General features: G+C 67.9%; 19 protein-coding genes and 1 tRNA gene. 4 read left to right on the top strand and 16 right to left on the bottom strand.

Going from position 1 to position 20,143, the window contains the following annotated elements; all coding sequences use genetic code 11:
• Nucleotides 1-18: 18 nt before the first annotated feature.
• From FB381_RS06220 to FB381_RS06190, 7 genes are all read right to left on the bottom strand, one after another.
• Nucleotides 19-1,872, bottom strand: a complete 1,854-nt coding sequence (locus FB381_RS06220) for a YhgE/Pip domain-containing protein (protein WP_141779488.1) — start codon at nt 1,870-1,872, stop codon at nt 19-21.
• Nucleotides 1,869-2,522 (bottom strand): ABC transporter ATP-binding protein, encoded by a 654-nt coding sequence (locus tag FB381_RS06215; RefSeq protein WP_141779487.1) that lies wholly within the window; start codon nt 2,520-2,522, stop codon nt 1,869-1,871. Before FB381_RS06215 ends, FB381_RS06220 begins: the two co-directional genes overlap by 4 nt.
• A 169-nt stretch (nt 2,523-2,691) precedes the next feature.
• Entirely contained in the window at nt 2,692-3,459 is a 768-nt protein-coding gene (locus tag FB381_RS06210) for an SDR family oxidoreductase (RefSeq protein WP_141779486.1), read from the bottom strand.
• 44 nt (nt 3,460-3,503) lie between these two features.
• Nucleotides 3,504-4,202 carry a triose-phosphate isomerase gene (locus FB381_RS06205; RefSeq protein WP_141779485.1) on the bottom strand — a complete coding sequence of 233 codons (699 nt, stop codon included), beginning with the start codon at nt 4,200-4,202 and terminating at the stop codon, nt 3,504-3,506.
• The gene (locus tag FB381_RS06200) at nt 4,199-5,005 is read right to left on the bottom strand and encodes a sugar phosphate isomerase/epimerase family protein (protein ID WP_141779484.1); all 807 of its coding nucleotides are present in this window, start codon (nt 5,003-5,005) and stop codon (nt 4,199-4,201) included. Before FB381_RS06200 ends, FB381_RS06205 begins: the two co-directional genes overlap by 4 nt.
• Nucleotides 4,968-6,488 (bottom strand): FGGY-family carbohydrate kinase, encoded by a 1,521-nt coding sequence (locus FB381_RS06195; protein ID WP_141779483.1) that lies wholly within the window; start codon nt 6,486-6,488, stop codon nt 4,968-4,970. The genes FB381_RS06200 and FB381_RS06195 overlap by 38 nt, the downstream gene beginning before the upstream one ends.
• Nucleotides 6,489-6,490: 2 nt before the next feature.
• Nucleotides 6,491-6,988 carry a YjbQ family protein gene (locus tag FB381_RS06190; protein ID WP_141779482.1) on the bottom strand — a complete coding sequence of 166 codons (498 nt, stop codon included), beginning with the start codon at nt 6,986-6,988 and terminating at the stop codon, nt 6,491-6,493.
• A gap of 123 nt (nt 6,989-7,111) precedes the next feature.
• On the opposite strand from FB381_RS06190, the gene FB381_RS06185 reads away from it, so the two are divergent.
• Nucleotides 7,112-8,017, top strand: a complete 906-nt coding sequence (locus FB381_RS06185; RefSeq protein ID WP_141779481.1) for a LysR family transcriptional regulator — start codon at nt 7,112-7,114, stop codon at nt 8,015-8,017.
• Between the two features lie 114 nt (nt 8,018-8,131).
• A complete protein-coding gene (locus FB381_RS06180) occupies nt 8,132-9,652 on the top strand; it encodes an APC family permease (RefSeq protein ID WP_141779480.1) in 1,521 nt (506 codons plus the stop codon).
• A 340-nt stretch (nt 9,653-9,992) separates the two neighbouring features.
• Here the strand turns inward: FB381_RS06180 and FB381_RS06175 are convergent, their stop codons facing one another.
• From FB381_RS06175 to FB381_RS06145, 7 genes are all read right to left on the bottom strand, one after another.
• Nucleotides 9,993-10,661: a hypothetical protein gene (locus FB381_RS06175; protein WP_141779479.1), complete on the bottom strand. Its 669-nt coding sequence runs from the start codon at nt 10,659-10,661 to the stop codon at nt 9,993-9,995.
• Nucleotides 10,662-10,932: 271 nt separating this feature from the next.
• Nucleotides 10,933-11,006: transfer RNA gene (locus tag FB381_RS06170), tRNA-Met, on the bottom strand.
• 53 nt (nt 11,007-11,059) lie between these two features.
• A complete protein-coding gene (locus FB381_RS06165) occupies nt 11,060-13,957 on the bottom strand; it encodes a UPF0182 family membrane protein (RefSeq protein WP_141779478.1) in 2,898 nt (965 codons plus the stop codon).
• Entirely contained in the window at nt 13,954-14,520 is a 567-nt protein-coding gene (locus FB381_RS06160; RefSeq protein ID WP_170225072.1) for a PPA1309 family protein, read from the bottom strand. The genes FB381_RS06165 and FB381_RS06160 overlap by 4 nt, the downstream gene beginning before the upstream one ends.
• Nucleotides 14,521-14,549: 29 nt before the next feature.
• Entirely contained in the window at nt 14,550-15,602 is a 1,053-nt protein-coding gene (locus FB381_RS06155) for a YlbL family protein (RefSeq protein ID WP_141779476.1), read from the bottom strand.
• A 46-nt stretch (nt 15,603-15,648) separates the two neighbouring features.
• On the bottom strand, nt 15,649-15,885 hold the full coding sequence (locus tag FB381_RS06150; protein WP_141779475.1) for a hypothetical protein: 237 nt from the start codon (nt 15,883-15,885) through the stop codon (nt 15,649-15,651).
• Between the two features lie 34 nt (nt 15,886-15,919).
• Nucleotides 15,920-16,345: a molybdenum cofactor biosynthesis protein MoaE gene (locus FB381_RS06145; protein ID WP_141779474.1), complete on the bottom strand. Its 426-nt coding sequence runs from the start codon at nt 16,343-16,345 to the stop codon at nt 15,920-15,922.
• A gap of 56 nt (nt 16,346-16,401) precedes the next feature.
• Between FB381_RS06145 and FB381_RS06140 the strand changes: the two genes are divergently transcribed.
• Nucleotides 16,402-17,787 (top strand): zinc-dependent metalloprotease, encoded by a 1,386-nt coding sequence (locus FB381_RS06140; protein ID WP_141779473.1) that lies wholly within the window; start codon nt 16,402-16,404, stop codon nt 17,785-17,787.
• Nucleotides 17,784-18,323: an NUDIX hydrolase gene (locus FB381_RS06135; protein WP_141779472.1), complete on the top strand. Its 540-nt coding sequence runs from the start codon at nt 17,784-17,786 to the stop codon at nt 18,321-18,323. The genes FB381_RS06140 and FB381_RS06135 overlap by 4 nt, the downstream gene beginning before the upstream one ends.
• Nucleotides 18,324-18,337: 14 nt before the next feature.
• Here FB381_RS06135 and FB381_RS06130 read toward each other — a convergent pair whose 3' ends face one another.
• Nucleotides 18,338-18,886: a M48 metallopeptidase family protein gene (locus tag FB381_RS06130; RefSeq protein WP_141779471.1), complete on the bottom strand. Its 549-nt coding sequence runs from the start codon at nt 18,884-18,886 to the stop codon at nt 18,338-18,340.
• An 11-nt stretch (nt 18,887-18,897) separates the two neighbouring features.
• Nucleotides 18,898-19,944, bottom strand: a complete 1,047-nt coding sequence (locus tag FB381_RS06125; protein WP_141779470.1) for a PHP domain-containing protein — start codon at nt 19,942-19,944, stop codon at nt 18,898-18,900.
• Between the last annotated feature and the right edge of the window lie 199 nt (nt 19,945-20,143).

Raw genomic sequence — 20,143 nt, 5'->3', positions numbered from 1 at the left:
GGCAGATCCCGGGCCTGGTCACAGCACGATCTCCGGACGCACCCGCTTGGGCGTCCAGACGCGCTGTCGGCGTGCGCCGTGGCCGGTCACCAGCAGCGCACCGACCAGGAAGGCCAGCAGGACGAGCACGTCGGTGACGACCCGTCCGGAGAGTCCGCCGTACATCAGCTGTCTCAGGCCGTCGACGGCATAGCTCATCGGCAGCACATGGTGCAGCCAGTGCAACGGCTCGGGGATGGTCTGCCACGGGAAGGTGCCGCCGGCGGTGACGAGCTGGATCACCATCAGCACCAGGCCGAGGAACTGACCGGGCGCGCCCAGCAGCGCGTTGAGCATGTGCACGATCGCGATGAACGTCGCGGAGATGAGCAGCAGGAACCCCAGCGTGCCCAACCAGTTGGCCGGGGTGATGTCGACGGCGAGGCCGACGACCACGAGCACGACGAGCATCTGCGCGACACCGATCAGCGCCGGCGTGATCCACCCGCCCAGCGCCACTCGCAGCGGCGTCTGGTTGGCGGCGAGCGCACGGGAGGAGATCGGCCGCACGAGCAGGAACAGCACGTAGCCGCCGATCCACGCCCCCAGGGCGAGGAAGAACGGCGCCAGCCCGGCGCCGTAGGAGGACGCCTTGGCCTCGGAGACCGAGTCGATGGCGACCGGGTCGGAGATCGTCGAGGCGATCTGCTTGCGCAGCTCCTCGTTGGTAGCCGGCGCCTGCGCGACGCCGTCACGCAGGCCCTTCGTCAGGTCGCCGGCGCCGTCGGTCAGCCTGCCGGCGCCGGCACGCAGCTTGGTCGCGCCGGCGCTGAGCTCGCCGGCGCCGTCGGCCGCCTTCGAGATCCCGGCGACCAGGTCGGGCATCGCGTCGGCCAGCTGCTCGTTGCCGTCGGCCACCTGGTCGGCGCCGGAGGCGAGCTCGTCGAGACGGTCGGAGACGTCACCGACGCGCTGGTCGACGCGGTCCAGCGGAGCACCGCCGCGGTCGTAGACGGCGAGCACATCGGCCCGCTCCTGGTCATCGAGACCTTGGGCCTTCATCCGGGCGTCGAGGTCCTTGCGGGTGGCGTCGTAGGAGGCGACCGCCTCGTCGACGGCCGACCTCGCCCGTTGCCCGGTCGCCGCGATCTGGTCGTTGCCGTCGGAGACCTGGCGCGCGCCGTCGGCCAGCTGACGGGTCTTGTCGGGCAGGTCGGTGACCTTGCCCTCGATCGTGCTCAGGCCGTCGCCGAGCTCTCCGGCTCCGGTCGCCAGCTCGCCGGAACCGTCCCGGAGGGTGCCCGCGCCCTTCTCGAGCTTCGCGGACCCGTCGGCGGCCTTGACCAGACCTGAGCGGAGGTCGGAGATGCCGAGCAGGAAGTTGGCCGCGGCCTGCTCGGAGACCTCGCTGGCGATGGCGTCGCGCACCTTGTCGGTGACGTTGGTCGCGATCGTGGTCGACAGGTAGGAGTTGGCGTCGTTGGTGATGACCTGGATCTGCGCCCGCTCCGGGTCGAGCCGCTCGGCCCCGCTCAGCGAGCGGGAGAAGCCCTCCGGGATGCGCAGCGCGAAGTAGTAGTCACCCTCGCGGATGTCGCGCTGCGCCTCGGCGGTCGATGTCTCGGACCAGTCGAAGTCGCCCGACTTCAGCAGCTTGTCGGCCACCTGCCGGCCCGCGTCGATCTTGGTGCCGTCGGTGGTGGTGGCGGCGGTGTCCTCCACGACGAGCGCCGCCGGCAGCTCGTCGAAGTGAGCGTACGGATCGTGGTTGGCGTAGAGGTAGAGCCCGGCGTAGAGCGTGGGCACGAGCACCAGCGCGACGATGACCAGCTTGGCCAGGCGTCCGGCGGTGATCCGGCGCAGCTCGGTGAGGGCGATACGCAGCGAGTTCATGCTTCCTCCGTCGGACCGATGGTGAACGTACGGACCCCGGCCGGGACGGCCACGGCAGGGCTCGCGGTGACCAGCACTCCGGGCTCGGGTGCGGAGCCGGCCAGGTCTTCGGCGATCTCGAGCCAGTCGGCGACCGGCAGGCCCAGACGTTCGGGGTAGGTGAGCACGAGGAAGCGCGTGCCGGGCCGCAGCGCCGCCATCTGGCCGAGCAGGCTCAGTCGGGCGCCGGGCGGGACCGCCTCCGTGGTGATGTCTGCCGGGAGGTCGTGCTTGCCCAGCCAGTGGTCGATGATCGCCGCGCTCGGCCGGCGTCGCGCCATCGCCAGCTCCTCGCCGACGATGGTGCGGAACGGCACCATCTCGTCGGGCTCGGAGACACCCGGCACGTCGACCAGCGCGACCGCGCCCTGCAGCACCCGGGGCGATGCCTCTGCATCGAGGGTCACGCTGCCCGCGTCGAGGCGCAGCCGGCCCGCCAGAGCGAGCGCCAGCGCCGTATGCCTGCCTCCCGGCGGACCGACCGCCACCGCCACCTCTCCCCCGCGCAGCGTCAGCGACGTGGACGGAAGCAGGTCACGAGCCCCCTGCCGCGCCTGCAGGCCGGTGGCCTGCAACGTCGTGGGCTCCTTCTCGTCCGCGTCTTCGCTCATGCCCGAAGCCTGTCATCACATCCGGCCGACGACACTCAGACACAGCGACACCGCACGCGGTCTCTCCCCACCCGATCGCGCCGCCCCGAACCGTTCAGACGGGCCAGTCCAGCCTCGTCCGTGACGGTTCCGAGGCGATGTGCGGCGGGCTTCGTTCGTGCGTACCTGCCTAGAGGGCGGTGTATCCACCGTCGATGACGATGTCTTGCGCAGTGAGGTAGGAGGACGCGTCGGAGGCCAGGAAGTTGACCAAGCCGGTGAGATCCTCAGGAGCGGCCATCCTCTTTTGAGGGATCTTCTCGACCCAGCCTTCGCGGAGCTCGGGTTGCTGGTCGAGGATCGCCCGGGTGAGGTCGGTCAGCACGTAGCCCGGGGAGATCGAATTGACCCGGATGCCGGCGGCGGCCCATTCGACGGCCAGTGACTTACCCAGATGTGCGACGGCCGCCTTCGACGCGTTGTAGGAAGCAGCCCACTGCGGGACGTTGACGATCGAGCCCGACATCGAGGCGACGAGAACAGCGCTGCCCGGAAGGCTCGCGCGCAGCAGCCCCTCGCCGAAAGCCTGGGCCGCGAAGAAGGTTCCGGAGAGGTTGACGTCGATCACCTTTCGCCACTGCTCGGCAGTCACGTCGACCGAGTCTCCGTTGATCTCGATCCCCGCCGCGGTGACCAGAGCCTGCGGGATACCGAGCTGATCACCCACGCTCCGGAACGCGTCGGCGACAACGGCTTGGTCGGTGACGTCGACCCGATGGCCGGATGCCTTCACGCCGTAATCGTCGGTGATCTGGCGCGCCGCGTCGTCGACGGAGTCGAGCAGGTCGAACAGGGCGATGTCCATCCCGTCGGCGGCGAGCGAGCGGGCGAGCGTGAGGCCGATCCCGCGGGCCCCTCCGGTGACGACGGCCGTACGGCCGCTCAAGGTGTTGGTCATGATGGTCTCCTTGGTGTGATGAGTTTGCGCGTCAGTTGGGTTGGTCAGCCGCGGCGAGCTTGCTCCCAGCCGGCTCGGGTCGCGGCGACGAGCGCGCGTACGGCGTCATGGGGGTCGTCAGCGGAGAGCACCCCGTTCGTCGCACCGGTGCCGTCGGCACCGCGCGCCATGATGGATCTGGCGATTTCCGGCGTCGCGACTCCTCCGGCATGCATCGCCAGTACGCCCGACCCGGCGTCGTGGATCGCCTTGGTGGAAGCGCCGATCCACCCTCGTGGGTCGGCACCGCCGCTGCCGATGAGCTCGGGCGGCTCGAACAGAACCGCCGATGGCCGCAGTGCAGCGAAACGGGTGGCGTCGGCCGACGTACCGGCGCAGACGATGGTCTGCAGGTGCAGGTCGTGAGCCCGCTCGAGAGCGAGGCCGAGGTGAATGTCGTCGAGGGGGTCTGCGTCGTGGTTGAGCATCACCCCGGCAGCGCCGGCGTCGACGAGCGACTCCGCGGTGACGCGATTCATCGAGGACCCGACGCGTGCCGTGCTCATGCCCTGTGCCAGGACGAGTGCGCTGGTGCCCAGATCTCGGACCGGCGCGATCAGTGCGGTCGGCACGGTGACGAGCACGGTCACACCGTGCTCGTCACCTGCCCTGGCGGCGGCAACGACGAGCGGCTCGATCGCGTTCCTCCGAAGTAGATTCTTCGGCCCGACCTCGAAGAACGGCGGCCTGACCCGCGTGGTCATGGGGCGATCAGCTCACGTAGACGCTCGGCGGTCGGGGGGAGCGACTGCTCCGGGTCACCCTCCGTGGAGCACTCGAGGTTGACCGCGCCGTCGAATCCGATCTCCGCGAGGGCGCCGAAGATCGACTCCCAGTCGAGGCGGCCGTGCCCAGGTAGCAGCCGGTTGTTGTCCCCGAGGTGGACATGGCGCACCTGACCGCCCGCCTGCCGGATCGCGTCGGCGGGATCGGCCTCTTCGATCGACATGTGGAAGGTGTCGGGCAGCAACCCGGCGTTGGGGTGCCCGACCGCATCGATGATCCGGAGGTTGTCGGCCGTCAGATTGAGGTATCGGCACTCGTAGCGGTTGATCGGTTCGAGCAGCACCTGCCCATCGCTGCCTTCGACGACCTCGAGGGCCTGACGGTAGAAGTCGATGAACTCGGTCTCTTGAGCGCCGTCGAGCTGCTGGTACGGGTGGAACAGCGGAAGTGGGTCGCGAGCTCCGTACTCGTACTCGATCTCTGTCACGGCGCCGATCTCGGCACAGACCGAAGCCGCCTCGATATACATGGCCCGGCAGCGGCCTCGCAGGTCCGGGTCAGGCGACATGGCGTGCCCGTATACGGCGTCCTGGAGGACGAACTCGACCGGACGTACGCCCGTGCGCCTCTCGAGCGTCAGGAGCTCCTGCCTGACGTCGGGCGTCCAGTCGTCCAGCGGCCAGAACAGTGCGATGGCGTCGTACCCCCAGCGCTTCGCCTTCTCGGCCTTCGCGGTCAGGGAGTCACCTGGGATCATCGGGGACGAGCAGGACAGCAGCATCGTGGTTCTCCTTCGGGGTCGGTCCGGGGTTGGTCATGAACAGTCGTTGGAGGTAGTCGTCGAACTGGTGGTAGCGCGCGTCCAGAGCGGCTGATCGCCGTGACGGATAGCGGACCGAGCTCGGTTGATCGAGGGCTGTCACGTCGTCGAGTCCGTCGAGGTCGCCGGAGGCGACGAGCGCCAACGCCGCCGCCCCGCGGCAGGTCGCTTCGCGCTCATCCGGAACGAGCACGTCGAGTCCACACGCGTCCGCCTTGAGCTGGTTCCAGAACGCGGAGGAGGCTCCGCCGCCGGTCGAGACGATCTCTGTGATCGGCTCAGCGGTCAGCGCATCGATGTTGCGGCGGAGCAGATGCGCGACGCCTTCCTCGACGGCGTAGGCCAGGTCGATCCGGTCGTGGGCGAGGTCGAGGCCCACGAATGCCCCGCGGGCGTCCGGGAAGTAGTCGGGCGGGTTGACCCCGGTGAGGTACGGCAGGAACATCGGCGCGCTTCGCGCTGCACGTGTCCGAAGCTGCTCCTCCAGATCGTCGTACGCCATCTCTCCGAGTCCCTCGCGACGGAACCACTCCAAGGATGCTCCACCGCTGTCGACACCGTTGAAGAGCACGATCTCGCCGGGGCGGAGACCGGGGTGGAACGAGACTCGTCGTCGGGGGTCGAAGGTCCATCCCGAGGTCAGGAGCGAGAGCGACAGCACGGTGCCTGCCGACTCGCTCACCACGCCTGGGCTGTACGACCCGGTGCCGGCCATCGCGCAGAAGTGATCGAGCGCACCGGCGTTGACGCGGTAGGAGGCGGCAGCGGGCAGCCGATCGAGGACGTCAGGCCTGACCGGACCGAGGTCGGTACCGGCCGGCACGACCGGTGCCAGCGTGTCCTCGGAGACGGACACGAAGTCGAGCATCTCGCCCCAGAACCGTCGCGCCGGCACGTCGTAGAGATAGGAGAACCCGCGTGTGGTGACCTCACCCGTGGCCGTTCCTGTGAAACGACGAATGATCTCGTCTTTGATCATGAGCACCTGGCTGGCGCGCGCCAGCACGCGTGGCTCGTGCCTGGCGAGCCAGCGGAGCTTCGCTGCCGGCCAGGTCGGCGACGGCGTCGGCTGCCCGGTCACGGCGAAGGCCGTGTCCGCATCGAACTGCTCCCCGATCTCACGCGCCTCGTTGCCGGCACGGTCGTCCAGCCAGGAGAGGGCGGGTCGCACCGGGGCCCCTCGACGGTCGTTCAAGACCAGGGACTCGGCTTGGCCGGTGAGCGCGATGATCGCGTCCTCCCCCTCAGACCCCTGAACTCTCGTGGCACACCGGCCGATCAGGTCGAGGACGAGGTCGAAGAGCCGGTCGGCCGAGAACTCGACACGGTCGCCGTCACGGCTGTAGGTCGCGAGGGCGGATGAGACCGCCCGTCGACGCAACCGCTCGTCGAAGGCGACCACCTTCACGTTGGTGGTGCCGAGGTCAACCGCGTACACAAGCATCGTCAGTCGCCAAGCACCTGGAAATGGACGGTGCGGGCACGTGGTCGCACCGCGTCGAGGTCTCCGAAGTACGTCCGTCCGAACTCCCCGAGCACGAGCTCGCCGTCGATCAACGGCACCGTCTCCGACCGGCCGAGGATCGAGGAGATGATGTGGCCGTCCGTGTTCAGCCCCCACTCCGGCAGCTCGTCCCGCAGGTCTGCGGCGTTGCGGATGTGGATCGGGCCGGGATGGAGATACTGACCTTCGTGGCGCGTCGGCGGGGCGACCTTGGCGAGCACGTTGAGGGTGTCTTGGAGCAGCAGCTGGGTGCCGTAGAAGGTGACGTCCTCGGACTCCTCCTGGAGGAAGACGCAGCAGCTGGTGTGCGCCGAGTAGACGATGGCGATCCCGTCCAGCACGCCGGTGCCGGCGACGAACTCCTGGAACTGCGGGGTGAGGTCGAAGAACTCCTGTCGAGCAGGCGTCTCGATCCTGACGGATCCGTGATGAACAGGCATGCCTTCGTTCCTCTCTGATGGACTGGCTCGCCTCGATCAGAGTGTCGGCAGGGGATCGTCAACGGAATCGCAGCTTCACTATGGTGAGATAACCAGCGGTTATCAGAGCGTCGAGGAGGTGCAGTGAATCGCGACGTCAACCTCCGTCTCCTCAGGTACTTCGAAGCAGTCGCGACCGAGCTGAACTACCGGAAGGCAGCCGAGCGTCTCTACGTCTCGCAGCCAGCGCTGTCCGTGGCGATTCGGCAGCTCGAGCGGCAGATCGGCGACAGGCTGTTCAACCGCGACACCCACTCGGTCACGCTCACCGCGATCGGGCGCGACTGGCTCCCACACGTCCGGTCCGCTCTACGTGAGGTCGATGCCGCGATCGACGTCGTGGCAGACCTCGTCGGCAACGCCGAGGTGCGTGTCGGCTACCTCACCGGCACCGGTGCCGACCTGCTTTTCGAGCTGCTGGACGGGGTCGAGGAGGTACTGCCCGAGATGTCGATCGTCACGACCGAGTTCGACTTCGGCGACCCCAGCGCCGGCCTCGCCTCCGGTGAGTCCGACATCGGGCTGCTGCGACCACCTGTTGACGTACCTGACCTCGAGTCGGTTGTGGTCGAGGAGGAGTCGTGGGTCGCCTGCCTACCCAGGAGCCACCGCCTGGCCGACCGCGCCGAGCTGCGGATCGAGGAGCTGCTGGACGAGCCGATCATCGTCGCTCCCGAATCGGCGGGCCGATGGCGTTCCTACTGGATGGCGGACGATGCGCGTGGCTCCCGTCCGGCCGTCGTCGCAGCCGAGGCGGCTACCTATGAGGCGGAGACCACGCTCGTCGCGCGCGGCGTCGGGATCAGTTTCACCACGTCCTCTTTGGAGCGGCTCTATAGCCGTCCAGGCATCCACATCGTCCCGATCGTCGACCGCCCGGCGAGCTATACGGCGCTGGCCTGGCGCGCCGGCCGACTGTCGGCGCCGGCTCGGCAGCTCCTCGAGTTCATGCTTCGACGCATCCCGAACTCGACGGGGCCGCAGTCATAACCACCGCTTAACAGCAGATAAGAGCTCGGACCTTCCAGCCGACCAAGGGTCGGCGGTTCACTGCTTGGCAACCTTCGGCGCCGCGCCGAGATAGTCAGCAAGGGAGATCGTGTCATGAGCGACCAAGAACCATCTCGCCTGGCCCCGCCACCACGTGTGGTGGGTGAAGACGAAGACGCACGTCTGGCCGAGTTCGGGTACGACCAGAAGCTCGATCGTTCCGTCGGCAAGATCGCGTCCTTCGCGATCGGATTCTCGACGATCAGCGCCACCACCGCCGTGTTCACCGGCTTCGGCGCTGGCTACCTCAACGCGGGCTCGCCCTTCATCTGGACGCTTTTCCTGGCGATCCCGGTGTTTCTCCTCTGGACGCTGATCGCAGCTGACCTGGCTGCCAAGATCCCGCTGGCGGGCTACGCCTACCAATGGACGAGCCGGCTCAATGGATCGAGCTACGGGTGGTTCACCGGCTCTGCGGCGCTCGTCGGCTGGGTGAGCGGGATGACCAGCCTCGGCTACATCTTCGCCGGATATCTGGGCAGCGTCCTGGGTTGGCAGCTCACCCAGCCGAAGCAGATCCTCATCGCGATCTTCGTCGTGACCACCTGCGTACTCATCAATGCCTACCGCGTTCGGCTGGCTACGTTCATCAACAACATCGGCGTCGCCCTGGAGCTGGTCGTCACCGTGGGGGTCACCCTTGTCGTTGCCGTCGTCGCGTTCGTGGTCCCGGGAAACTCACAGCCGCTCAGCTCGCTCTTCGACGGCACATCGGCCGGAGATGGGCCTTATCTGCTCGCGTGGCTGGCTGCCTCCCTCGGTCCGTTCTTCGGCCTCGTCGGCGTCGAGGCGGTGGCCGACGTCGCCGAAGAGACCAAGGGCGCCCGCCGGGTGATCCCGCGAACGATGTTCTATGCGTTCGCGACGTCGTGCGTGATCGAGTTCTTGATGTATCTCGTCTACGTTCTCGCGATCAAGGATGCGTCCACACTCACCGACTCCGCAGCTCCCATCGAGGAGATCATCACCCAACAGGTCGGCCCGGTCGCCTCACGGATCGTCGTCGCCATCGCTCTTACCAACATTCTGGTCTGTCTGCTGGCGAACGTCCTCGTCGGTACGCGGCTGCTGTACTCCCTCTCGCGCGACAACATGATGCCGTTCTCCCGAGCGCTCCGACGCGTGTCCCCTGCTCGTAAGACGCCGGCGACCGCAGTGCTGTCCCTCGGGGCCGTGTCTGTTCTGATGCTCCTGTCCGCACTGGTCAACGAGCAGGCGTTCAACTACTTCCTCGGCATCGCGACACTCGCTTTCTTCACGACGTACCTTCTCCAGACGGTCGGTCTGCTCATCGCCGCCAAACGGGGCCGGATCCCGGAGCCCGAGCGGGGGACGTTCGATCTCGGCCGAGCTCGAACCCCGGTGCTCGTCATGAGCCTGATCGTGTTCGGCGTCGTCGAGGCGGCGCTTCTGTTCCTCCCTGCCTTCGCCGGTAACGGATTCGTGCTCGCAGGCATACTCGGCCTCGCCGTGGTCTGGTGGCTCGTGGTGCTCCGCGGCCGGCTTCGTCAGGGGCAGGCTGGACCGCGCTACGCGCAGGACCACCCTGACGAGACGGTCGCCGTCAACGTCTGATTCCGCGGGCGGCGAGCCGGACACGTGGTGCAGGACCACGGCGAGAACGATCAGGAGGCCGGCGGAGAGCAGGGTGGAGGCGCTTCCGGCCAGGCCCGGACCGTATGGTCCGGGCCTTCGTCTTGGAGTATCAGGGACAGGATTTGAACCTGTGACCTCTGGGGTGTGAGCAGTCTGTACGCCGCCTGACCCCTGCACAGACGCACACCTTGTCGGCCCTTACATCTCACCTGTTCGGCCAGATCAGATCTCGTTTCTAGCCAGTCCGTCCCGCCGCGTCTAGGCAACGGATCTGGCCCTGAACCCTCCTCATCCGAGCGACCCGGAGACTTTCTTGTGGCTACGTCTCGGACGACGGGTTCTGCGTTTCGGTAGGACGCCGGTTGGGGTGATGGAGCAGATCATCGACGTACTCTGCAAGCGGAACCGGGCCACTCGCCATGAGCCCGAGCGGAACCTGTATCTCAGTCGAGGGCCCTGAGATGAGCAGCACGACCTTCGGCTCGGGGGTGATCGCCACGCTGTCCAGCGACTCCCACGGAGCCGACGTCGTGCGGCGGTAGCCGTGGTAGGTGACCAGATCGTGCGTCAGCACAAGCCGGTTGAGTCTGTACTTGCCCAGCAGCACCATCACGAGCACCGGGAGACACGCCACCGCGACGAGGAACGACAGCGCGAACATCGTCATGGAGCCTTCCTCGACACCATCGCGGAGGACCGCCACACCAAGCGAGATCGGGTAGAAGACGATGCCTACGAGCGCGATCACCAGCGCCGACGCGAAAAAGCGAGAACCGCGCAACACAACCTCGCCGGGGTGCTCGTCAAGCACGAGCAGGCCGGAACGCCGGCGTGCCATGCTCAGCGCAAGAGCGGCGGTCGGAATCAGGACGACAGCGGCCATCAGCACTGCCGCGGCCCGGGCAGCAACCGAACCTGAGATCCACAGGACCCAGAGGCCGAGGCCGAGGCAAGCGACCGCGAGTGCAATGAGCGCGAAGACCCGCAAGACCGACTTGGACAGGGCAGGTGGAGCGACGAACGGGCCGTCGGTGTGTCCTCCTGACGGGTCAGTCCCAGAATGTGATGGCATCGCCAACTGCCTCCAAGCCGTCATCGATCTTCTCACGCGGGACTGGCCCACTCCCCCGCGCTGACGATTCTGAGAGTCGAAGAGGCTTCCCAACGCCGCAATCCGTGCGCAGCATCATGCGAAGCCCCAGTCCAGACCCGGAAATCGAAGAAGCCCGGACCTGATGGTCCGGGCTTCTTCTTTGGAGTAGCGGGGACAGGATTTGAACCTGTGACCTCTGGGTTATGAGCCCAGCGAGCTACCGAGCTGCTCCACCCCGCGTCGCAAGAAGAACATTACACGCGGGGTGAACCGAACCCAAATCGGGGGTGTCCTCAGCCCCCGGAGATCAGCTCGGCGGCCTGGTCGACCTTGTCCTGCGCCTGGCCGAGAAGGTCCTCGCGTTCGGCGTAGTCGCCGGCCTTGCCGGCCTTGTCGGCCTGGGCGAAGAGGGCGCGGGCGTCCTCGAGGAGCTGGCCGGCCTCGCCCGGGGAGTCGCCACCGGAGGGCGGCTTGGTCTCGGCCGGGTCCTCGTCCGGGTCGGAGGTCGACGGGGCCGGGGAAGCGCCGGTGAGCGCGACCGTCAGCGCCTCGCTCAAGGTCGAGCCGTAGCCGACGCGGCCGTCGTAGGAGACCAGCACGAAGGCGAGCTGGGCATAGCCCGACGTGGAGGCGGTGGCCCGGCGGGCGTAGATCGGCTCGACGTACAGGATGCCGTTCTTCGCCGTCGGATAGGTCACGACCTGTCCCCAGACCGGGGCGGAGCCCGAGCGGTTGAACGAGGCGACCTCGTCGGCGATCGCCTTGTCCGTACGGAACTCGTTGGAGACCATGCCCGGACCCTGGGTGTCTTCGGGGAATCCGGTGGTGATCCGGATCTTGCCGTAGTTGTCGGAGGTGGCGTCGGAGTCGACCGACATCATCGACGCCAGGTTGGGCCGGTTGTAGGGCACGAACGCCGACGTCAACGACCAGCGGGCGGTGCCGGTGCCGTCGTCGAGGAACATCCGGTAGGGGGCCTGCTGGTGGTTGTCGTCGTTCGGGTCCTCGGGCACCGCCCAGCGCTCGTTGCCGGAGAAGAAGACGTCGGGGTCGGAGACGTGGTAGCGCGCGAGCTGGTAGCGCTGCACCTTGTAGAGATCCTCCGGGTAGCGCAGGTGCTCGGTGAGCTCCTTCGGGATCGACGACTTCGGCATCACGGTGCCGGGGAAGGCCGCCTCCCACGTCTTCAGCATCGGGTCTTCCTCGTCCCACTCGTAGAGCGTGACCGTGCCGTCGTAGGCGTCCACGGTGGCCTTCACCGCGTTGCGCATGTAGTTGATCTCGTCGGTCGGCAGCGTCTGCGGACCCGCCGAGGACTGAGTGGCGTCGTCGGTCATCGAGGCGAACGAGTCGGTCGCCGCCTGCGGGTAGCGGTCGGTGGTGGTGTAACCGTCGACCACCCACTGGATCCGACCGCCCACGACGACCGGGTAGACGTCGTCGTCGAGCGTCAGCCAGGGCGCGACCTTCTGCACGCGCTCCTTCGGTGAGCGGTCGTAGAGGATCTCGGAGTTCTCGTTGACCCGCGAGGAGAGCAGGAAGTTGGTGGAGCCGAACTGGATGGCATACATCAGCTGGCGGAAGTTGGACCCGATCGGCACACCACCGGCACCCTCGTACGTCGTGCGGGTCTCGCCGTCCTCGGAGTTGTAGTCGAGCTCGACGGCGCCCTTCTTGGCACCCTTGCCGACGATCGAGTATTCCGGGGAATCCTCGCCGAAGTAGACCTTGTCCTGGAACTTGCTCTGGCTCCCGGTCAGGTCGTGCTGGCCGGTGCGGTCGCCCTCGGCCCACTGCATCTGGCTCGACTCGGACTTGTCGTCGGCGCCGCGCATGTTGGCGTAGGCACCGATGACGCCGTTGGAGTGGGTGTAGACCGTGTGCAGGTTGGTCCAGGTGCGGTCGGAGTCGGAGATGCCGGCCTGGTTGAGCTCGCGTACGCCGAGCACGACCGCGCGTTCCTTGCCGCCGACGTCGTAGGTCGAGATGTCGAGCGGCTCGTGCACGGAGTAGTAGGAGCGGCCCTGCTGCACCTGCTCGAACTCGCGGTGCACCACGGCGGGGTCGACGATCGGCAGCGAGGAGGCGGTCTCGTTGAGCTGGTCGGGCGAGGCACCGTCGGCCTCGGCGTTCGACTTGTACTCGGTCACCTCGAGGTTGTCCTTCGAGATGTCGTAGGCATCCTGGGTGGCCTTGATGTTGGCGGCCAGGTAGGGCTTCTCCTTGTCCTGCTCGCTCGGCCGCACCTGGAAGCCTTGCACGATCGCGGGCCAGATCATCCCGATCAGCAGCACCGAGATCGCGAACAGCGAGATCGCGACCGAGGGCAGCTGCCAGCTGCGCCGCCACAGGTTGACCACGAACAGCACACCGCAGATCACCGCGATCGCCAGCAGGATCTGGTTGGCCGGGAGCACCGCGTGCTCGTCGGTGTAGGTCATCCCGTCGAGTCGCGGCCCCGAGCCGTTGACCAGGTCGTAGCGGTCGACCCAGTAGTCGAGACCCTTGACGAGCAGCACCAGCCCGAACATCGCGCTGAGCTGGATCTGCGCCGACCGGGTGAACCGGTCACGGGGCGCGGTGAGCCGGATCCCGCCGTAGACGTAGTGCACGATGATCGCGCCGAAGGCACCGAGGATCAGCCCGGTCAGCGCGAAGTTGACCAGGTAGTGCCACCACGGCAGGTCGAAGACGTAGAAGCCGATGTCCTTGCCGAAGAACGGGTCGGACTTGTCGAAGTCGCGGCCGTGCCGCCACATCAGATAGGTGCGCCACTGGCCCGAGCCGGAGAACCCGGCGAAGAGCCCCGACACCCCCGCGATGCCGATCAGCAGCCACGTACGGATCGGGGCGATCGCGTCGCGGTAGCGATCGAGGCCGCCGATGTCGTCGGCCGGGTGGAAGTAAGGACGGGTGCGGTAGGCGAGCGCCGCCGGCAGACCGATCATGATCGCCATCAGCACGCCGAAGACGACGAAGAGCGCCGTGCGGGTCCAGAAGACGGTGCCGAAGACGCTGCTGAAGTCGATCGCGTCGTACCAGAGCGCGTCGGTGTAGATCGCCGCGAAGGCGCTGATGCCGAAGAAGAGCACGATGACCGAGACGGCCGCGATCGCCAGCCAGCGGTTACGGCCGGTGCTCTGCGTACGCGCCGGCGCCTGCGCCGGGTCGTCGTCGTCGAACAAGCTCATTCGTCACCCTCGCTGTCCTCAAGAGTGACACGCAGCAGCTCGAGCAGCTCGGGGACCAGGTCGACGCCACCGATGACCGACTGGTCGTCGTCGTGGGCCTTCAACCGCAACGCACAGTACGTCGCGCCGGCACGCGTCGCGCCGGCCACGATGCGCACCTCCTGCCGGTCGGGGTGGGCCTTGGCGAACTCCACCGCCTCCGCGGCGTCCTCGGGGATCTTCCCGTCGGCGTCAGGGGGAAGCACGAGACGCTCGACGACGGCGGCACAGCCGGCGACCTCAGCGGGCCAGGCGGTCGTCTGGAGCACCTCCTCCAGCTGGGTCGTCACCGGCACCTGGTCCTGCTCGATCGGCGTCAGCGACCCGTCCTGGTCGGGGCTGTCGAGGCCCATCATCGCCGCCAGCGCGGGCTCGGCCTTGACCAGCGCGGCGGTGTCGACGAGCGCGAAGAGCCGCGCCGGACCGTCCCAGCCCTCGCTCGCGACGTGCGACTCGATCTCGAGGACGGCCGCCGCCAGCGCGGGGTCGGTCTCCAGGTCGAGTCCGCGGCTGAGCTCAGGCATGGGCTCAGGCATGGGCTCAGGGGTGTCGTTCACTTCGTGCTCCCACAGGTCGGCAGCTTGGCATTTGGGTCCTTGGTCCAGGTCTCGATCGACTTGATGGCGTCCTCGAGAGTCTTCACGCGGGTCAGGCGCATGTCACCGTGGGCTGCGCCCTGGATGTCTTGGCAGTTGCCGGCCGGCACCAGGAACAGCTTGGCACCGTCGTTGGCGGCGCCGGGGATCTTCTGCTGGATGCCGCCGATCGGGCCGACGTTGCCCGAGCCGTCGATCGTGCCGGTGCCGGCGATCGACTTGTTGTCGGTCAGCGGCCCCTTGGTCAGCGTGTCGTAGACGGAGAGCGCCATCATCAACCCGGCGCTCGGCCCGCCGATGGCTGGATCGAGGGTGATCTTGATGTCGTAGGGGAACGTGTAGGTCGCGCCCAGCGAGACTCCGATGAAGGCCTTGCCTTCCTTCTCACCGGTCTTGACGCTCTGGGTGAGGCTCTTGCCCTTGCGCCGGATCGTCATCTCGAGCGTGGTGCCCGGCTTGACCTTCTGCACCTCGTTGACCACCGCCTGCGGCGTGTCGACCGCCTTCGTGCCGACCTTGGTGACCACGTCACCGGCGGCGAGCTTGCCGGTCGCGGGCGCATTCTTGGTGACCTCGGCGACCGAGACCTCGTCGACGTCCTCACCGAGCTCGGTCAGCGCGGCGGCGATCGCGGCGTCCTGGGCGCTGGCCATCTGCACCTGCCCGGCCTCGCGGTCCTCCTTGACCGTGCCCTGGTCGGGGTAGGCGACCTCGCGCGGGTAGACCGCCTCGGTCTCGCTCATCCAGGCGCCCAGCAGGGTCCACAGGCCCAGGCGCGCCTCACGGGTGGTCTCGGAGACCGTGGTCATCCGCAGCTGAGCCTTCTCGCCGTTGCGGTAGGCCTTGTGGTCCTTGACCTGCACGATGTCCTTGTTCTGGAACTTGCCCAGGACATTCACCGTCGGCCCGGGGCTGTAGATCGTGTAAGGCAGTGGAACCACCCAGGCGATCACGATGAGGGCGACGACGAGCGGCAGGGCGATGAGACCGGCCAGGGTGCGCTGCGTCATAGCGTCACCTTCTCATTCGCGTCCAACTGGCCTCTGAGGGCCCGCACTAAGAGGCGTCGCGGTTGACGCGCACCGCGATCCCGGTCGACCTGTCGGGCGGCGGCTGAGGGGCGGCGTAGCGCCGCGAGCGCTCGCGCGTCTTGGGCTTCTCCAGGGCGATGCCGAGGCGGCGTACGACTTCTTCCCGGTCCTGCTCGCGGCCCTCGCGGCCGAGGAACGCGACCCATGCCATCGACAGGACGGTGATGACCGCCGACGGCACGAGCCAGAGCAGGATGTCCACGTACGCAGCCTATTTGGTCAGCCCAAGGCGCGCATCAGGGCGCGCCGACCCATTCGTCGGTGCCGTCGGAGAAGATCTGGTGCTTCCAGATCGGCACCTCGGCCTTGAGGGTGTCGATGAGGACTCGGGAAGCGGTGAAGGCCTCGCCGCGATGGCCGGAGGCGGTGGCCACGATGACCGCGATCTCACCGATGGCGAGGTGTCCGGTGCGGTGGACGGCAGCGACGCCGGCGACGTCGTGGCCGGCGGCCACCTTCTCGGCGACCTCCTCCAGCCGCGCGAGCGCGGACGGGTGGGCCTGATAGTCGAGCCCGATGACGCCCTTGCCACCGTCGTGGTCGCGGACCCGGCCGACGAAGAGGGTCAGGCCGCCCGAGGCGTCGTCTTCGAGAGCGTCCATCACCTCGGTGACCTCGAGGGGTGTCTCGCGGATGTCGACAAGCTTGACGGCGGGGTGCATGGAGCAAGCCTAATGCTTGCGTACAGCACTCTTCCCTCACCGCGTAGGCTGGACATATGAGTCAGACCCCAGGTGGCCCCGACGAGCCGGAGGAGCCGGAGAACCCCTTCAAGGGCACGCCTTTCGAAGCATTCTTCGGTGGTTTCCCCATCGGTGGCGTAGGTGGCGGCCCCGGCGGCATGCCCGACCTGAGCCAGATCTTCGGCCAGATCCAGTCGCTGCTGCAGCCTTACGACGGCCCGCTCAACTGGGACGTCGCGATGGACCTTGCCCGCAAGGTGGCCGCGTCCACGCCCGACCCGACCCCCTCCCAGAAGCAGAAGGACGCTGTCGCCGACGCCATCCAGCTCGCCGACCACTGGCTGGAGGAGACCACCTCCTTCCCCAGCGGCGTGAAGTCGGCGACCGCATGGTCGAAGGCGGAGTGGCTGGTCAACACACTCGATGCATGGAAGCCGCTGATCGAGCCGGTCGCCGCCTCGACCGCGTCGGCGATGAGCGGACAGCTCCCCGAGGACATGAAGGCCCAGATGGGTCCGATGATCGGGTTCGTCGGCAAGGCGATGGGGGCGTTGTACGCCAACCAGGCCGGCACCGGTCTGGGCCATCTCGCCGGCGAGGTCATCTCCGTCTCCGACATCGGCATCCCGCTCGCCGAGCCGGGCAATGCCGCACTGCTGCCGGTCAACGTCGAGCCGTTCGCCGAGGGTCTCGGCGTCAGCACCGACGACGTGCTGCTCTTCCTCGCCCTGCGTGAGGCCGCCCACCAGCGGCTCTTCGCCGGGGTGCCGTGGCTGCGCGACCACGTGGTCGCCGCCGTCACCGACTACGCGCGCGGCGTCGAGCTCAACATGGAGGCGATGCAGCAGCGTATCGAGGAGCAGATGCGCGGCCTCGACCTCTCCGCCATGCAAGACCCGACCCAGCTGCAGAACATGTTCGAGGAGGGCATGTTCGAGGTGCCCGAGTCGCCCGCCCAGAAGGCAGCGCTCGAGCGGCTCGAGATCGTGCTCGCGCTCGTCGAGGGCTGGGTCGACGAGGTCGTCGCCCTCGCCACCGCCGACAAGATGCCGGTCGCGACCCAGCTGCAGGAGACCGTACGCCGCCGGCGGGCTGCCGGCGGTCCGGCCGAGCAGACCTTCGCGACCCTGGTCGGTCTCGAGCTGCGGCCACGACGGCTGCGTGATGCGGCTGCGCTGTGGGGCTCGCTGCGCAACCGTCAGGGCATCGAGGCTCGCGACGGCGTGTGGATGTCGCCCGCGCTGCTGCCCACCTCGGCCGACCTCGACGACCCGCTGGGCTTCCGCGAGGGCGCCGAGGCCCCCGACGTCGACTCGATCGACTTCGACGAGGAGCTGAAGAAGCTGCTCGGCGGCTCGGGACCGGACGACTCGAAGGGCTCTGACGGCAGCGACGACGCAGACGGCACGGACACGGAGTGAGCCTGCACGCTGACGCGCTCGCGAACCTGCGAGCGTGGCAGGCGCCGTCTGTCGAGCAGGACGACCTACGCCGGCGTTACGTCTCCCATCTGGAGGCCAACCCCGACGGGGTCTTCAAGGCCTGCGTGCCCGACCACCTCACCGCGTCGTGCCTGGTGATCTCCGACGACGGCGCCTCGGTGCTGCTGACCCATCACCGCAAGGCGCGGCGCTGGTTCCAGTTCGGCGGTCATCTCGAGACCGGCGACGAGACGTTGTGGGCGGCCGCCGCCCGCGAGCTGCACGAGGAGTCGGGCGTGCCCGGCCTGGAGCCGCTGCCCGGGGTCGTCCAGCTCTCCGAGCATCCGGTGCCGTTCTGCGCTCCCTCGGGCGACGTCCACCACCTCGACGTACGTTTCGTGGCGGTGGCTCCGGCCGACGCCGTGCCCGCGGTCAGCGAGGAGTCGTTGGACGTGCGCTGGTGGCCGGTCGACGCCATTCCTGATCCCGAAGACAACCTTCTCGAGCTCATCAAGCTCGCGCAGGGCGCGCTCTAGCGTTCGGCGCCGGGTCAGTCGACCTGGTCCTGGTCCTCGTCGTCGTTCTCCCCCGGTGGGGCCGGGAGCCTGGCGCCGGCGGACCAGCCGGCCAGATATCCCTTGGCGCGCTCGGCCTGCGGGTAGCGCTCGACCCACGCCCAGAAGGCGTCGTTGTGCTTGGCCTCGAAGAGGTGGGCGAGCTCGTGGACCAGCACGTAGTCGACGACCCAGGTGGGCATGCCCTGGAGGCGTGCGCTGAGCCGGATCGAGCGGTCACCCGGTGTGCAGGAGCCCCAGCGGTTCTGCTGGTTGTCGACCCAGCGTACGGAGTCGGGCTTGGCCAGCCCGCCGAAGTAGAGGTTGCTGAGCGTCTTGGCCCGCCGCACCAGCTCGTCGTCCGACGGCTTGCGTCGGCGCTCGGCCTTCTCGAGGCGGGCCACCATCTGCTCGACCCATTCGGCCTCCTCGCGCTGCGACATCGCAGCCGGGATCATGACGATGATGCGCTCGCCGTCACGGTAGGCAGAGACCGTACGCCGGCGGCGCTTGCTGCGCCGCACCTCGATCTCTGGCCGGTCCATACCTCAAGAAACTACCTGTTCGCCCAGGCCAGCAGGCGTTCACGGGGCCAGGTGTTGACGATCCGTTCCTCTTCGATCCCTGCGGCCTCGGCCCGTTCGCAGCCCAGGACGAGGAAGTCGAGCTGCCCCGGGGCGTGCGCGTCGGAGTCGATGGAGAACAGGCAGCCGACGTCGCGAGCGAGCTCGAGGAGCTTGGTCGGCGGGTCGCGTCGCTCCGGCCTGGAGTTGATCTCCACGGCGACGTCGTGCTCGGCGCAGGCCTCGAAGACCTTGCGTGCGTCGAACTGGCTGCCCGGGCGGGTGCCACGGTTGCCGGTGACCAGGCGGCCGGTGCAGTGGCCGAGCACGTTCATCCTCGTCGCGGAGACGGCGTTGACCATCCGGGTCGTCATCTTGTCCTTGTCCATCTTGAGCTTGGAGTGGACGCTGGCGACGCGCAGCTCGAGCTTGGCGAGCATCTCGTCGCTCTGGTCCAGGCTGCCGTCGTCGAGGATGTCGACCTCGATGCCCTTCAGCAGCGTGAAGCCGTGGCCGGCCAGGTGCTCGTTGACGGCGTCGACGACGCCGAGCTGACGCTCCAGCCGAGCGGCGCTGAGCCCGTTGGCGACGGTCAGTCGCGGGCTGTGGTCGGTGAGCACCAGGTAGTCGTGACCGAGCTCGATCGCGGTGAAGGCCATCTCCTCGATCGGCGAGCCACCGTCGGACCAGTCCGAGTGACTGTGCAGATCGCCCCTCAGGCTGCTTCTGAGCCGCTCCCCCGCGCCCCCGGCGGTCAGCGAGCGGCCATGCTCGGCCTCGGTCTCCTGCAGGCGTCGAGGCACCTCGCCGCGGGCAGCCTCGGTGATGACCTTGGCCGTGCTCGCACCGACCCCGCTCAGCTCGGTCAGGGTGCCGTCGTCCGCCCGGCGGCGTACGTCATCGGTGGAGAGGGGAAGGATCGCGGCCGCGGCCGCGCGGAAGGCCTTCACCTTGTAGGTGTCCGCGCGGGCGCGCTCGAGCAGGAACGCGATCCGGCGCAGGGCGGCGACCGGGGTCGGGGCCTCGTCAGGACCGCTCACGGCGCGCCTCGTCCATTCGTACGTCTATCAAAACCGGCCTCTCTCACATCTTCTTCCAACTATTTTTTCATCCACAGCCGACGAAGATCGCTTTTCCCAGGTCACAACCTGGATTCAACCGGTCATCCTCGGGCCCTCCGTCATGGTTACTCACAGGATCAGCCATGTCTTCCACCGGCTGTCCCCAAACAAAACCGGG

It is taken from the genome of Nocardioides albertanoniae (assembly GCF_006716315.1).
In the GTDB taxonomy this organism is placed as follows: domain Bacteria; phylum Actinomycetota; class Actinomycetes; order Propionibacteriales; family Nocardioidaceae; genus Nocardioides; species Nocardioides albertanoniae.
This window is presented reverse-complemented; position numbering and strand designations above follow the sequence as displayed.

Bases quoted from the DNA above. Each gene is read 5' to 3' on its own strand.
- FB381_RS06220 (WP_141779488.1), bottom strand. From the start codon at position 1,872: ATGAACTCGCTGCGTATCGCCCTCACCGAGCTGCGCCGGATCACCGCC.
- FB381_RS06215 (WP_141779487.1), bottom strand. From the start codon at position 2,522: ATGAGCGAAGACGCGGACGAGAAGGAGCCCACGACGTTGCAGGCCACC.
- FB381_RS06210 (WP_141779486.1), bottom strand. From the start codon at position 3,459: ATGACCAACACCTTGAGCGGCCGTACGGCCGTCGTCACCGGAGGGGCC.
- FB381_RS06205 (WP_141779485.1), bottom strand. From the start codon at position 4,202: ATGACCACGCGGGTCAGGCCGCCGTTCTTCGAGGTCGGGCCGAAGAAT.
- FB381_RS06200 (WP_141779484.1), bottom strand. From the start codon at position 5,005: ATGCTGCTGTCCTGCTCGTCCCCGATGATCCCAGGTGACTCCCTGACC.
- FB381_RS06195 (WP_141779483.1), bottom strand. From the start codon at position 6,488: ATGCTTGTGTACGCGGTTGACCTCGGCACCACCAACGTGAAGGTGGTC.
- FB381_RS06190 (WP_141779482.1), bottom strand. From the start codon at position 6,988: ATGCCTGTTCATCACGGATCCGTCAGGATCGAGACGCCTGCTCGACAG.
- FB381_RS06180 (WP_141779480.1), top strand. From the start codon at position 8,132: ATGAGCGACCAAGAACCATCTCGCCTGGCCCCGCCACCACGTGTGGTG.
- FB381_RS06165 (WP_141779478.1), bottom strand. From the start codon at position 13,957: ATGAGCTTGTTCGACGACGACGACCCGGCGCAGGCGCCGGCGCGTACG.
- FB381_RS06160 (WP_170225072.1), bottom strand. From the start codon at position 14,520: ATGCCTGAGCTCAGCCGCGGACTCGACCTGGAGACCGACCCCGCGCTG.
- FB381_RS06155 (WP_141779476.1), bottom strand. From the start codon at position 15,602: ATGACGCAGCGCACCCTGGCCGGTCTCATCGCCCTGCCGCTCGTCGTC.
- FB381_RS06145 (WP_141779474.1), bottom strand. From the start codon at position 16,345: ATGCACCCCGCCGTCAAGCTTGTCGACATCCGCGAGACACCCCTCGAG.
- FB381_RS06140 (WP_141779473.1), top strand. From the start codon at position 16,402: ATGAGTCAGACCCCAGGTGGCCCCGACGAGCCGGAGGAGCCGGAGAAC.
- FB381_RS06130 (WP_141779471.1), bottom strand. From the start codon at position 18,886: ATGGACCGGCCAGAGATCGAGGTGCGGCGCAGCAAGCGCCGCCGGCGT.